The organism is Mesorhizobium sp. WSM4837 (assembly GCF_055811435.1).
The window spans coordinates 1-12,958 of the sequence record NZ_JBVVQE010000111.1; the positions used below are offsets into that span (position 1 = coordinate 1).

Below are 12,958 nucleotides of genomic sequence, written 5' to 3' on the forward strand. Positions count from 1 at the left end.
CAGGGCGAATGGGGTCAGTTCTGGCATCATGGGTCGATTCCGACAAAGTTCATGATTATTTTGGGATGAGAGCGGCGAGCTCGCGGTCAGATGCCCGCTCGCTCGCCGCAAGGCCCGCGGCCACGCCATCGCGGTCGGCCGCGTTCCGGTTCTGACTCAGTTTGCGCTTGCCCTCCAGCCTAGTGATCGGCATGCGCAGGCCAACGATTCCGCGGAGTTGCGCCTGTACAAAATCCGGCGGCGCGTCCGACACCGCCCAAGGCAAGGCGCGCTCGCCCTCGTGGTGGTCGGTCAGACGATTCACGACGTCCAGCAGTCTTCCCGCATGCTCGAAGAACTCGACCGGACCATAGGCGTGGACGGCGATGTAATTCCAGGTCGGGACGACCTTCCCGGTTTCCCGCTTGGTCGCATACCATGCCGGCGTCACATAAGCGTCCGGCCCCATGAAGATGGCTAAGCCGTCGCCCAGCGGCGGAACATGGCACTGGGGATTGGCCTTCGCTAGGTGCCCGTAGATCACCCCGTGCTCGCCCTCGCTCTCATCAAGGAAGAGGGGCAGTGGCGTTGCGAGCGGCCCTTCCGCCGTGACTGTAACGAAGTTCGCCAGCACCGCCGCGCGGATGGTGGCGCGCAGGGACTCCTTGTCGTCGTCGCGGAAAGCGGGAGGGATGTACATCGCGAAACTCCTTGCGTTACCGATCACATACCGGCAAGCTGGCCTGCTGGAAACAGCCAGTCAGAAGCTATCGACGTGGTCCAGTTTGTGAAAGATGGCATCGTGCCCGATCATCGTGACGATCGAGGAGCAGATCCACAGCGGGGTGTGCGAGTCGGAGAACCCCTGGTCCTTCGCAGCCGAGGGGTCGGGCATGTCCCGGCAATGGCGACTAGTTTGCCAAACCTTGTGGACGCAGCCCGCGATCCCGGAGACCATCGTCGAAGAGGTTCCGGCGATGCCAGGCAATGCCGAGAGGCTGCGCGGGTCCTCATTGTAGCAGGTGACAACAAACGTCTACGCTTAGTCAACGGGTCGGAGCCGACAGTTCGTCCGATGTCGACGAAGCCTGTAAGCCTTCATAGGCGAGACCCAAGGCACTGGCTGGGAAAGCAGGTCCTAGGATCTCGCATTTCAGTGATGTTCTGGAAGCGGGCGAATTTCATATCCGCAGGCATCTAATGCTGGAATCAGATTGGATAGCGCCATAACGGTCTGGTTGCGCAGACCGGCTTGAGTGCTCCTTCTCGACTCGTCGGGAGGACAACCGTCGTGCAAGAGCACGATTGCGCCGGGCCGGACCGAGGCGAGCACAGCATCGACGATCGCATCGGTGCCGGGGCGCGACCAGTCTTTTGGGTCTATCGACCAATGAAGGGCCGCCAGCCCGGCGATCTCTGACGCAGTGAACACTTCTTCGCTCCAGGCGCCGTATGGCGCGCGAATGTAGCGGATCGAGGCCTGGGGGCATGCTACCATGATGGCACGGTTCGCCTCAAATACCTCACGTTGGACGTCGCCCAAGCCGCATTTGGACAGATCCGGATGAGACATCGTGTGGTTGCCCACCTCATGCCCTTCTGCGATCATTCGCTGGATGAGGTCCGGGTGCTCTGCGGCGTAGGCACCAATCACGAAGAAAGTCGCTGGCACCCGATTTTGCGCCAGCACATCGAGTATCTGTGGTGTGAAGAATGGATCGGGACCGTCGTCAAACGTCAGATAAACGCTCCGACGGCCGGTTCCATCAGCGCATTCACTCTGCACCTCCCATCCGTCATCAAGATGTTTCATAGCTCCGGATCCTTCCGGTCAATTGTTGCATCGGTCGGCCATTCGCTCATCGGCCGCGCAATCGGCATAATCACGAGGAGCACGTCCTCCACGCGAGGCGGCATGTCGAGATCCAGCACTTCTGAGTGGGACCGCACGCGAACATCGACACATCGTGGCCGGGCCGTCTCTGCAGAACGTCTCAAATTACCAGCGCCTAGCTTTTCATTGCAGGGTCAGTCCCCCGATAGGGTTTTCGGAAGAACTCGGAGAGTCCGATATGATCGGCTACTTGCAACTGGTTCTCCCGGCACAACCTCCACCGTCCTTGGGAGCGCATGGGAAACCTCGACTTGTTGGTCCTTGGGGTAGGCGACTACGCCAGTTGGGGGCTTGTGGCGAAAGAGCCGACGCGATGCAGCTTGCGCGATCACCGACGTACCTGGTGAAAAGGGGATCGGCTCGCTTAATGTTCGGCGCAGACCAGAATGCACACACCTGAAAAATGCTCCTCGGAGCCAACCGCATACATCGACAATCTCCCTAGCCTGCATCCTTGAATTCTTCCTATGCAATGTCCTGTCCGATAGTCAAAATCGAATGTTTCGATGACAAGCATCCACGTTGCGGATAGATGAGACAATGGCCCTTGATGTGAAGCTCCTCGTCGGCTCCACGCACTGCTGACCGAGCGCAACGGCACGGTGGCGGCAAGCCGCATCAGCTAATTCAGCCGGCCATGAGCGCGGCCGTCGCCCAACTGCTTTCAACGATGACCTGTTTACGATGAGCGGTCGCGAAGTTCTAACCCCGCGTGCGGAACCGTCGACGTCTCAGAGTTGGGCGACGACGTCGCGCAGCATCTCGACGCTGCCGGTGTCGTAGACACCTCTGAGTATCTGCTCACGAAGCGCTTCGTAGATCTGGCGCGCCCCCATGCCATGCGGGCGGATTGAGCCACCGGGAGCTGGAGACTGGACCATTTCTTTTCCTGCCAACTGAACCAGTTTGCAGCTACTCTTCCTGAAAGCCAAGAGCACGTCCGAAGTGGATGCCCGAGCCCGCCCACCGATCCAAGACTGGCCCGGTCTGCGAACAGCCAATCGGCTTCGCTACCCGCGCGATCCTGCTACGATCCGGCTGGTGTTTCCAGTGCCGTTCAGCCATCCGTCATCCTGAACTCGACCTACGGCTTCGAAAGCGTTGCGGCGAATGGGGCCGCCGCCTTGGCGGCGCAATCCTCGGCGGCGCGGAAACCCTCCACACGGGCTTACCTACATCACCGGCGCCGCGCTCTCGCTAGTTCGGCCTTACCTGGTTCTGCGCGGGCTGAAGACTCTTGCGCTTCGCGAAGGGCACAGACCATGACGCTTGCGATCGCGCAGGTGCTCGAGGGGCGCTCCCCTTCCTCGACTCCCATCCCGATCAGGCGATTGCCCGAGAGCAGATGTCGGGCATCGCCAACGCTAACCCCTGCGTGACCTTTGCTCTGATCCCTGAAAACTGGATCGTTCGAAAGTGGAGTTTTCCGCGGTAACATCCCGGCTGGGAGGAGCGGAAGACGATGAAGGCATCAAAGTTCTCGGACGCGCAGAAGGCGTTCATTCTGAAGCAGGGGGCGGACGGAATCCCCGTCGCGGAGATTTGTCGTCGGGCGGGGATCAGCCAGGCGACGTACTTCAACTGGAAGAAGAAATACGACGGACTGCTGCCGACCGAGATGAAGCGGCTGAAGCAGCTTGAGGACGAGAACGGCAAGCTCAGGAAGCTGGTGGCCGATCTGTCCTTGGACAAGGAGATGCTGCAGGACGTCATTCGCCGAAAACTGTGAGGCCTGGTCGCAAACGCGAGCTGGTGGCGGAGACTTGTGATGAGTGGAACGTGTCGATCCGGCGGGCATGCCGGGTTCTGGAGTTCGACACGTCGACCTATCACTACAAGTCCCGCCGCCGCGATCAGGCCGGCATCGAAGCTCGGATCAAGGACATCTGCGCCACACGGGTCCGCTACGGATACCGGCGCGTGCACGTAATGCTCACGCGCGAGGGCTGGGACATCAACATGAAGCGAACCTATCGAATTTACAGGGACTTGGGCCTGCAGCTCAGGAACAAGACGCCGAAGCGGCGTGTGAAGGCGAAGCTGCGGGAAGGCCGGGAGGAAGCCGTCGGCCCGAACGACGTCTGGGCGATGGACTTCGTCCACGATCAGCTCGCGACGGGCAAGAAGATCCGTGTGCTGACGGTCGTCGACACGTTCTCCCGCTATGTGCCTGTGCTCGACCCGCGGTTCAGCTATCGCGCCGAGGATGTGGTCAGGGCACTGGAACAGGTCTGTCCGAAGATCGGCTATCCGAAGACGATCCGCGTCGACCAAGGCTCCGAGTTCGTCTCCCGCGACCTCGACCTATGGGCCTACGCGAAAGGCGTGACGCTCGACTTCAGCAGGCCGGGAAAGCCCACCGACAACGCCTACATCGAAGCCTTCAACGGCCGCTTCAGGGCGGAGTGCCTGAACGCCCACTGGTTCCTGACCCTTGCCGACGCCGCCGAAAAGTTGGAGGATTGGCGCAGATACTACAACGAGGTGCGCCCGCATGGGGCGATCGGGCACAAGGCCCCGATCTCGTTGCTTAATCCCGATGGCGCCGCCAGCCCGCCATCGTGAGAAAGCCGGGAAACTCTACCTTCCGGCGGTCCAGAGAGTGGTATCGCAGCAAAACGGCCGAGGCTCTAATCGCCACTGGATGAAAGTTCAGTGGCAGGTCACCTTGCCAACAGATCCTCGGTTTCCTGAAGATGGCGTCGTCGAAATCTGCACCGGCGTGGTATTGCCGTAAATCAAGGATGCCAACAACAGGGCCGGATGATTGGAGGCCGAAGCATCAAGCCGCATTAAGACAAGATCGTCGCCCCACCGACGCATTTTGCCAAAAGCAGCTCAACGACGAACATGCCGGCTTGGCGCGCCGAAGGGCCGCCGCCATTCCCGCAAGCGGCCCGCCCGCTCGCCACCGGGGTCAACCCACGCCAATCTATCCACCAACGCTCGTCCCATCCGCTACGCGTAACACCAAGCTGATGTCGCAGGGGCGGTCACCGACCCGGTACGCCGTCGAGACACGACGAACTGGTGCTGTCTTGAGCCACCGGCAAGCAAATCCATTGCTGATCCGCGACTGCAATAAGCGTTAGCTGGAGCGAACATGCATGCTCGCGGCAGACGCAATCATCAGGACCCTTGCCTCGGTCAATTGGATTGGAGACCGTCATATGAAGGTGCAGACCGGTGTTTGGGCAGCTGTTATCGGTCGTCCCGACTTTGGCATGAGTTTTGGTGGACGCGAGCAGCTTGCGAGGGATGCATCCGAACGTGGCGCTGCTCCCACAATTGTCGCAGCTCTCCTGTGAGAGCCTCGCGCAGGCCCTGATCCGGCGTAATTGTGTCGAGGAGATCCGCGAGCACGGCTTCGCCTTCGATCCGCGTCAGCAGATCGAACAAGCCATGTGAAATACGCGCACAGTCACGGTGATCCGTTCGGATTTCGCAGACGGTCTCGTGGCGATCCTGCGCCGTGTATGCGCGGACTTTATGCAGGGATACATAAGGCGGCAATGAAACCGCGAGCGCAGTCCAATCCTGCAGCGTTGCGGCCCGTTTTTTGACGAGGTACGGCCCGACCACAAGTCCATCCAGCTCTGTTGTCAAGAACGTGGCAATCGAGTCAGCAACTGAATCTACGATCGGCTCTGCATTGTTGTTAAAGGACGTATTGAGCAGAATTGGGATGCCTGTCCGCTGCTTGAAGGCATTGATAACGTCCCAGTAGGCCGGACTGGCCTTGCGCGATACTGTTTGCAGCCGAGCCGTACCGTCGACATGCGTGATGGCGCCGAGCAAATCACGCTTGGAATCGCGCACACGAACTACGAAATTCATGAAGGGAAATTCGCACGCACCGCCCGGGAGGTCGAAAAATTCGCGCGCATCCTCCTCCAACACTGATGGGGCGAACGGGCGATATCCTTCCCGCTTCTTGACCATAGCGTTGATCCGGTCCTTGTTTGAAGCGGGCCTGGGGTCGGCAAGAATGCTGCGATTTCCGAGCGCTCGCGGCCCGAACTCCGAACGACCTTGCACCCAGCCGATCACGGCGCCACCGACCATCCACTCGGCTGCCCTATCCGCCACCTCCTCAGTGCGTTCAAACTCCAGGTGCCCCGCCCATGCCTTTAGTTCCTCTTCGACAGCGTGATCGCTCGCGAGTTCCGGCCCCCAATAGACCTCCTGCAATCGCGTACGCGGCGCTGGGCGGCCCAGCTCATTAGACGCGATTAGCGCGGCGCCTAATGCGCATCCAGCGTCATGCGATGCGGGCTGCACGAAGATGTCTTCGAAAAGTCCTGAATAGAGCAGCTTGCCGTTCATGGAGCAATTATGCGCAACTCCGCCGGCCAGGCACAACCGCGTCATCCCGGTGGCCTCACGATAATGGCGAAGAATGTGAAACACGATGCGTTCGAGCGCTTCCTGTAACGACGCACTCACATCCATGTGTTGCTGAGTGAATGGCATTCCCTTTTGCCGAACCTGAATGCTGCGGAGCAAAGTTGGACCGATGCGGTCCAGGTGGACGCGATACTCGCCGTTTGCAGAGAGTTCATAGAATTGCTCGAAAAGCTCGCGATAGGGAACGGGATCGCCGTAGGGGGCAAGCCCCATTACCTTATATTCATCGAATAAGCCGTAGCCGAGATACCGGATCGTCTCGAGATAAAATTGCCCGAGAGAATTGTTCTCTGGGAAAGTCGCAAGTTGCGTAATTTCAGTACCAGATCCAACCGCCACAAGGCCCGACAGGAAATCACCAGAGCCATCAATCGCGAAAATCAGACTTTGCTCGAAGCCCGACATTGCAAAAGCACTCACGGCGTGCGCCTGATGATGACTTACGAATGAGATACGCGAAGCGTCGAGCTCGGTACCGAACTCCTGCGCCAGCAGCTGCTGCATCAACAGTTTAGCATCCAACGGAATGGAGGCGTCCGGCTGGGAAACAAGCATGTTTTCAAGCATTGCGTTGCTATAGTCTTCGGTAGCGTAGAACGCCACTCGATCGATTTCGCTGAGCTGAACCCCAGCTGCTGAAAGACAGTATTGAGCCGCACTAATTGGGAGCTTGTTGGAATGTTTGATCCGATTGAGGCGCTCCTCTTCTACCGCCGCAATGACCTGTCCGTCCCGGACGAGCACCGCAGCGCCATCGTGCATGAATGTGTTTGGAATCTGAAATCTGTTTTCATAGACTTTGTCCAATCCGCCGTTCAATCCTAGACACAGCATCTCGCTCTCCATTTGTCGTACAGGAATACTAAATTGGCCTGTCTCGAGACCGTTCGATCAGAAAGACAGGCCGCGTTGTCGCTCGCGCCCGAACGCCAGCCAAACATCACCGGCCTCAAGGAAATTCTATGAGGTCCGCCGGGATCAACATAAGATCCTGTGCTCGAGACGCCGGGCGTTACATAGCGTTGTGGGATTGAATCGACGCCAGCCAAAACCCTTCGCGGCACACGCTGGCAATGTCGTTTTTATTTGCGCCCATAGCGCATGGTTTATCTCCTTCTCTTTCGCGTCAGCGCATCAGTCGGCGGCGCAACAGCGCCATCGAGAGGAAGAATGGCAACAGTGCGTACAGGCCGAGCACGCCGATGTGCAGGGCGATGCCGCCGATCGGGCGATCAAGCATAACCGGACGAATGAGGTCGATCGCATGTGACAGCGGCATGCATCGCGCTATCTTCTGAAAGGTGTCAGGCAGCTGATTCAATGGGAAAACGGCGCCCGACAGGAACAGCATGGGTGTAAGGATAAGCGTCTGGTAAAATACGAAGTAATCGTAGCTGGGCGAAAGTGCGGTGACGACCATCGCGAGGCTGGCAAATACGAACCCTGTCAGAGCAATGAATGGCAGCGCATAGAGGACGGACGGCCAGGCTGTATAGCCCAAGGCTGCGGTGACAATGGTAATTGCCATACCGGCCAGGAAGGCCTTGGTGGCTGCCCACGCCAGTTCCCCCAGAACGATGTCGCCGAGGGTAACGTGCGTATACAGCATGGCTTCCCATGTGCGTTGAGAATGCATGCGAGCGAAAGCCGCGTACAGTGTTTCGAGGGTAGAGGCGGTCATCGCACCGACCCCGACCATGCCGGCCGCCAAAAAGGCGATGTACGGCGCACCGTCGACGCGGCCGACCATTATGCCGAGGCCGGTACCGAGGCCGAAAAGGTAGATCATTGGATCGGCGAGGTTACCGAGAATCGCCACGAATGCGACTTTCTTCCATGCCAGATAGTTGCGGCGCCACACCGCAACCCAGTTCCACGCATTGGCGGGCAGCACCGCCGCAAGACCTTCAATCATCGTTCACTCCTCCATCTCGCGCCCGGTCAGCCGCAAGAAAACATCCTCGAGATTGGCTGGACGCAGAAGAAGACGCAGACCTGCTCGCCCCTGCAGTTGCGTTCGCACCTGATCAGGGTCTGGCGCGTAGCAGTAGAGGGTTTCGCCGCTGACCTCGATGCGCTGAGAATGTGGCTTGACCAGCGAATGCAACTCGTGCGGATCGCCGCCGTAAATCTCCATGACCTGGCATCCGATATGCTCGTCGATCAGCGCCTGCGGGCGGCCTTCGGCGATGTGGCGACCCCTTTCGAGCACGCACAGCCGATCGCATAATCGCTCAGCCTCTTCCATGAAATGCGTCGTCAGGATAATCGTCTTGCCGCGTGCCAACAGCGCGCGCAGCCGCTCCCAGATCAGGTGGCGCGCGTGCGGATCGAGGCCGGTGGTCGGCTCGTCCATCACAATGAGCTGGGGGTCGTTGATCAACGCCCGCGCCATCGTCAGGCATCGCTTCATGCCGCCGGACAGTTCCGAGACGCGCGCATCCGCCTTGCGCTCGAGGCGAGCGAACTCGAGAAGCGACGGGATGACCGCTTCGCTCTCGCGTGTGCTCATGCCGAAGTAGCGGCCGAACACCAGCAGGTTCTCGCGTACGGTGAATTCCTGGTCAAGATTATCGAATTGCGGGACCACGCCAATGCCCCTACGTGCCAGCCGAGCGCGCGCCGGCACCGGGACGCCGAGCACCGTGATCGTGCCCGCGTCAGGGCATGTCATGCCGAGGAGCATACGCGCAATCGTGCTTTTGCCGGCCCCGTTTGGTCCGAGGAGGCCGAAACACTCTCCCGACGCAACGGTGAACGACAGGTCGTCGACAACGACCTTGTTCCCATACGACTTGGTTACGCAGGCAAAATCGATTGCCACGGTCGACAGAGAGTCATGCACGGAGCTTTTCGCGCTTGTTTGCCGGTGACACTCCCGTTCGATCGGAGGAGTCTCGGGCCGCCGCAAATCCTCTGGGCCCAACTTTCGCTTCAACACTTGATGTTTCTGGTCCTGGCTCAATACTCTTCCACCTGCGATCACGTGACTATTGCTGTTCGCTGTAAGCTGCGTCAGATCCCACCAAGGCGGGCTTTGGAATGGCGCCGTCGATGTCTGTCACAGTGGCGGCCGAGCTTCGCGACAACCAATCGCTATTGCTCAATGTACACAGCGCGTATGCTTTCAACGGGAGCAAGAGAAAGATGTTGATGAGTGTGTGGAGCGAGAATCCGAGAAATCGAAGTTGGCGCGCACGAAACGCTGCCACGCTGCAGCGAACTATAGTCATGACCGCAATAGTCAGGCATGCCGTCCAAGGGACAGTACCTGTCGTTATGAATTGCGCGAGCCCAGCCAGGAGCGACAAAGAGAGCAATAATGGGCCAAGATTCTGCCCAATCACGTCCAATGTGAGATAAATATTAAGGCCGCGCAGCAGTTGGAGCGCCAGCAACGTGTCACGGAACGTGCTCCGGGCCCAGCGAAGCTGTTGGCGCAGATAGGGACCCATGCTGCTGGGAACGACTGTTGCCGCGACGGCCTCCGGGACATACTCTGTTCGAAAGCCTGCTTTCAGCATCAGGATCGTAAGGTGGCGGTCCTCACCGAAGTCGCTCGGCTTCCCTCGAAAGCGCTGCGTCTCGTATTGATCCAGCAGCGAAACAAGCGCGGTTCGCCGGTACATGGCACACGGACCGCAGCAACACATGACGGCACCGAACCGAGCCTGCGCTGCCCGCTCTTCGTTGCAGGCGAGCCAGTATTCCATGTCAATCAACCGCGTCAGCCAAGTTTCATTGCGATTACTAGCCGCCAACTGGCCCATGGCGGCGCCGATCGCTTGATCTTGCATCTTTAGCGCAAGCCTTGTGACGACGTCCGGCGCGAGTATCGTGTCCGAATCTACATTGAGCACCAAATCTCCGCACGAGCGGCGAACCGCCGCAATCTGTGCCTTGCGCTTTCCGACATTCTTTGGGAGCGCAATGAATTCGAACCTCGGATCACCAGCGTATTCCTCGTGTACACCTACGAGGGCATCGCGGTTTCCAGAACCGTCATCAACAACATAGACCTGCAGTTTTCCGGCGTAGTCCTGACTTGCAATGGAAGCCAGGCAGTCCGAGAGGGTGCGAGGAGCCTCGTTGTAGCACGGGATAATGACATCGACGCTCGGCCAAGGCTCACAGCCGGCCGGTTCGCCCGAGGTCGGCGGTACGTTTGTAGGCAGGGTATAAAACACCTGCGCGGTCTTATAGACGGTCGACAGCAGCGCATAAGAGCAGACTGCAACAATACTGGCTGGGGCAAAGAGGTTCATGCGATGTCAGATTTCTCAGTGAATTTGAGGACGCGAGCGGACAATAAATCCGCGGTCAATGCTGTATTCAGATCGATCGATGCGATGAGGGGCGGGTCGCGCTGACTGATATCATTGCGGGTGTTCTTCATAGCTCTGGACCGTTCCGATCGATCAATGTGCCGGCCGGCCACTCGCTCATTGAGCGTCCAATTGGGAGCACCATGACGAGTACGTCGTCGTCGACTCGCGTGGGAGGCAGATCGGGGTACACGTCCGGGAGGGTTGAACGCACGCGAACGCCCGACAAAATGCTCGCCAAGCCTTTGCGGCAGAACCTACCAACATGGTTCCGGAGCGCGTGCCGAACCGTGCCGAAAGCGAATGGAACGCCAAGCTGCTGCAGCACTGGATACATCGCGCTGATCGAATGGGCGATTCCTAGCCCCTCAAGATCCGGACGGACCCCGTATAGACCGAGTTCAGCGACAAGCAGATCAGCGTCGTCAACCTTGATGTATCGGCGCAGCAGGCCCAAGTGAGCCGCTATCCCGTGCACATCATTGCCGATTGCGCGGACCTCCGGCCTCGCACCCGCCCAACTTCGACCGCCTTCGAATTGCTTTCCATTAAAGGCTCCGGTAGGCTCATAGGTCTTCCGGAAGAACTCAGAGAGTTCGAGGTGATCGGAAAGCCGCAACTCGTTTTCCCAGCACAACCTCCACTGCACGTCAGAGCGCATGCGAAGACTTCCTCTTTTTCGGGTTCTTTTGTGCACCTCACGCGGCAGAGCAACGCGGTGCATGTCATGTGGGGGGTCTATGAACGACCCGCCCAGATTGGTAAAATTGATTGTTTAGATCGCGAGCATCCACGCTATGGATGTTAAAACCATGCGTTTCGAAGGCCCATGATCTGAACCTTCCGGCCGTGCTCGATTGGCCCATAAAGCGACGGCACCGAGGCAGCTGTCGGTGACACAACCTGCTTCAAGAGCGGCCGCCAGCGGCGTGGCTGCGCCTCGTGCCGAAGCAGCGATCAAGTGGAGGATGGGCCCGACTGTTAGGCGTCAGCAAACGCGGCGACCGTTGACGCACGCTGATGATCCATAGGCGATCGCGCAGCTCTGGATCGCGCCGGCGGCAAACAGGTTCCGCGAAGCCTCAGGCTCGACAAGTTGCGGCAAAGGCGGCATCCCACTGGCGCTGCGGTCGCGCTCGGCAACAAGAATCGTCTGGTCGATGCTCGCTGCCTGGCAACCGGTACTGTCGGTAAAGCAGCCTGACGGACCTGGAGAGCGAGAAGGAGGGCGCACCTCGGCCTTGCAGCAAAATGGCAGAGATGGGGAAACGGTCACCCCGTCGCTTCCGAACCTGATGTGTGGACCGCAAAAGCTTCGGCCGACGTCTGGGGCCGTTGAGGTGGAAGCGGGCGAAAACCCGTCGAGGCTCGCCGCGCTGAACATCGAGCCGCATGAAGAAGCCGGATATACGTCAGCAGTTGTGACCATCAACTGGATCCAGCTAACTTGTTGCAATCGGGCGCTCTTATACGTCCACATATAGGGTCAGCTTGACACCACGAGCGCACGTGTCACCAAGTCAACTTCGACAATTCGTTTCATCAGGAAGCGGAAATCGGCTTTCGGAAGCGGGCCAGCAGGCAGTCTTCATTGATCGACGCGCCCCGGCACTCGATGCGTGCCATCTCGGTCAACGATTTGTTCAGCATGGCGCTTCAAGCAAAGTTGGCCTATTTCGGCGGCCTTCGGGAAGGCGATCGCCGGCTCGTCAAGCGAGCCCGGTCTTGCGGGGGTCTCTACAGTCGCACCGACTGTCTTGCCGCGCCGGAATACCCGACGGAAGAATGCATAGAAGCGGCTGTTCTTGCTGCGCGTGAACACCATCAGCATCGACGGTGTCACTACCAGCGTCAGCAAGGTGGCGAAGGACAGGCCGAGGACGATCGCCGACGACAGCGATATCCACCATTGCGTCGACGGCGCGTTGATCGTCGTCTCGTGATGGAAGATTTCGAGACCGAGGCCGAAGGCGATCGGCAGCACGCCGAGGATCGCCGACACCGCCGTCAGCACCACCGGGCGGGCACGTTCGCGGCAAGTCTGCAGCACCGCGTCCATCTTGTCCCAGCCCTCTTCGCGCAGCCGGTCGTAGGTGTCGATCAGCACGATGTTGTTGTTCACCACCACGCCGGCCAGTGCGATGACGCCGATGCCTGACATGACGATGCCGAACGCCTCTCCGGTCAACAGCAATCCCAGGAACACGCCAACCGTCGCCATGACTACGCAGGATAGCACCAGCCAGACGCTGGTGAACTTATTGAACTGCATCAGAAGCACCAGGAAGATCAGGAAGATCGCGGCGCCGAAGGCTTTGCTGAGGAAAGCGCTGGCCTCGGCGCTGTCCTCGTT

The 12,958-nt window shown here is 59.2% G+C and carries 11 protein-coding genes and 3 pseudogenes; 2 read left to right on the forward strand and 12 right to left on the reverse strand.

The genetic code is table 11. The annotated features are described in order from the left end of the window. Window positions 1-55: 55 nt before the first annotated feature. The 5 genes from AC0L3D_RS34455 to AC0L3D_RS34475 form a co-directional block, all read right to left on the reverse strand. Window positions 56-679, reverse strand: coding sequence for an FMN-binding negative transcriptional regulator (locus AC0L3D_RS34455; RefSeq protein WP_473480666.1), 624 nt, complete (start codon window positions 677-679; stop codon window positions 56-58). Window positions 680-1,132: 453 nt separating this feature from the next. Further along, on the reverse strand, window positions 1,133-1,792 hold the full coding sequence (nodB, locus tag AC0L3D_RS34460; protein ID WP_065010656.1) for a chitooligosaccharide deacetylase NodB: 660 nt from the start codon (window positions 1,790-1,792) through the stop codon (window positions 1,133-1,135). After that, window positions 1,789-1,896: a hypothetical protein gene (locus tag AC0L3D_RS34465; protein WP_473489080.1), complete on the reverse strand. Its 108-nt coding sequence runs from the start codon at window positions 1,894-1,896 to the stop codon at window positions 1,789-1,791. Before AC0L3D_RS34465 ends, nodB begins: the two co-directional genes overlap by 4 nt. 92 nt (window positions 1,897-1,988) lie before the next feature. Next, complete coding sequence (locus AC0L3D_RS34470) at window positions 1,989-2,111, reverse strand: hypothetical protein (protein WP_473630440.1); 123 nt, start codon at window positions 2,109-2,111, stop codon at window positions 1,989-1,991. A 493-nt stretch (window positions 2,112-2,604) separates the two neighbouring features. Continuing rightward, window positions 2,605-2,754, reverse strand: a complete 150-nt coding sequence (locus AC0L3D_RS34475; RefSeq protein WP_473489056.1) for a hypothetical protein — start codon at window positions 2,752-2,754, stop codon at window positions 2,605-2,607. Window positions 2,755-3,335: 581 nt separating this feature from the next. Here AC0L3D_RS34475 and AC0L3D_RS34480 point away from each other — a divergent pair. Then, window positions 3,336-4,438, forward strand: a protein-coding gene (locus AC0L3D_RS34480) for an IS3 family transposase (RefSeq protein WP_473598944.1) whose coding sequence is annotated in 2 segments (ribosomal slippage) — window positions 3,336-3,597 and window positions 3,597-4,438 — 1,104 coding nt in all. Because the reading frame shifts where the segments join, the coding sequence is not laid out codon by codon here. A gap of 636 nt (window positions 4,439-5,074) precedes the next feature. On the opposite strand, the gene AC0L3D_RS34485 is transcribed toward AC0L3D_RS34480, so the two are convergent. The 5 genes from AC0L3D_RS34485 to AC0L3D_RS34505 form a co-directional block, all read right to left on the reverse strand. Next, window positions 5,075-7,114 (reverse strand): carbamoyltransferase family protein, encoded by a 2,040-nt coding sequence (locus AC0L3D_RS34485; RefSeq protein ID WP_473518202.1) that lies wholly within the window; start codon window positions 7,112-7,114, stop codon window positions 5,075-5,077. A gap of 292 nt (window positions 7,115-7,406) precedes the next feature. Beyond that, on the reverse strand, window positions 7,407-8,195 hold the full coding sequence (locus AC0L3D_RS34490) for an ABC transporter permease (RefSeq protein ID WP_473489054.1): 789 nt from the start codon (window positions 8,193-8,195) through the stop codon (window positions 7,407-7,409). A 3-nt stretch (window positions 8,196-8,198) separates the two neighbouring features. Beyond that, complete coding sequence (gene nodI / locus AC0L3D_RS34495; protein ID WP_473518204.1) at window positions 8,199-9,221, reverse strand: nodulation factor ABC transporter ATP-binding protein NodI; 1,023 nt, start codon at window positions 9,219-9,221, stop codon at window positions 8,199-8,201. A gap of 49 nt (window positions 9,222-9,270) precedes the next feature. Next, window positions 9,271-10,545 carry a chitooligosaccharide synthase NodC gene (nodC, locus tag AC0L3D_RS34500; protein WP_473480702.1) on the reverse strand — a complete coding sequence of 425 codons (1,275 nt, stop codon included), beginning with the start codon at window positions 10,543-10,545 and terminating at the stop codon, window positions 9,271-9,273. A gap of 127 nt (window positions 10,546-10,672) precedes the next feature. After that, window positions 10,673-11,266 (reverse strand): NodA family N-acyltransferase, encoded by a 594-nt coding sequence (locus AC0L3D_RS34505; protein ID WP_473480706.1) that lies wholly within the window; start codon window positions 11,264-11,266, stop codon window positions 10,673-10,675. Between the two features lie 222 nt (window positions 11,267-11,488). On the opposite strand from AC0L3D_RS34505, the pseudogene AC0L3D_RS34510 reads away from it, so the two are divergent. After that, a pseudogene (locus AC0L3D_RS34510) lies at window positions 11,489-11,613 on the forward strand (transposase); the annotation flags it as partial. A 534-nt stretch (window positions 11,614-12,147) separates the two neighbouring features. On the opposite strand, the pseudogene AC0L3D_RS34515 reads toward AC0L3D_RS34510, so the two are convergent. Continuing rightward, window positions 12,148-12,255: pseudogene (locus tag AC0L3D_RS34515) on the reverse strand (SAM-dependent methyltransferase); the annotation flags it as partial. A gap of 25 nt (window positions 12,256-12,280) precedes the next feature. Then, window positions 12,281-12,958, reverse strand: a pseudogene (locus AC0L3D_RS34520) (efflux RND transporter permease subunit); the annotation flags it as partial.

Coding starts and splice junctions, on each gene's coding strand:
- AC0L3D_RS34455 (WP_473480666.1), bottom strand. CDS start 679: ATGTACATCCCTCCCGCTTTCCGCGACGACGACAAGGAGTCCCTGCGC.
- nodB (WP_065010656.1), bottom strand. CDS start 1,792: ATGAAACATCTTGATGACGGATGGGAGGTGCAGAGTGAATGCGCTGAT.
- AC0L3D_RS34465 (WP_473489080.1), bottom strand. CDS start 1,896: ATGCCGCCTCGCGTGGAGGACGTGCTCCTCGTGATTATGCCGATTGCG.
- AC0L3D_RS34470 (WP_473630440.1), bottom strand. CDS start 2,111: ATGCGCTCCCAAGGACGGTGGAGGTTGTGCCGGGAGAACCAGTTGCAA.
- AC0L3D_RS34475 (WP_473489056.1), bottom strand. CDS start 2,754: ATGGTCCAGTCTCCAGCTCCCGGTGGCTCAATCCGCCCGCATGGCATG.
- AC0L3D_RS34485 (WP_473518202.1), bottom strand. CDS start 7,114: ATGCTGTGTCTAGGATTGAACGGCGGATTGGACAAAGTCTATGAAAAC.
- AC0L3D_RS34490 (WP_473489054.1), bottom strand. CDS start 8,195: ATGATTGAAGGTCTTGCGGCGGTGCTGCCCGCCAATGCGTGGAACTGG.
- nodC (WP_473480702.1), bottom strand. CDS start 10,545: ATGAACCTCTTTGCCCCAGCCAGTATTGTTGCAGTCTGCTCTTATGCG.
- AC0L3D_RS34505 (WP_473480706.1), bottom strand. CDS start 11,266: ATGCGCTCTGACGTGCAGTGGAGGTTGTGCTGGGAAAACGAGTTGCGG.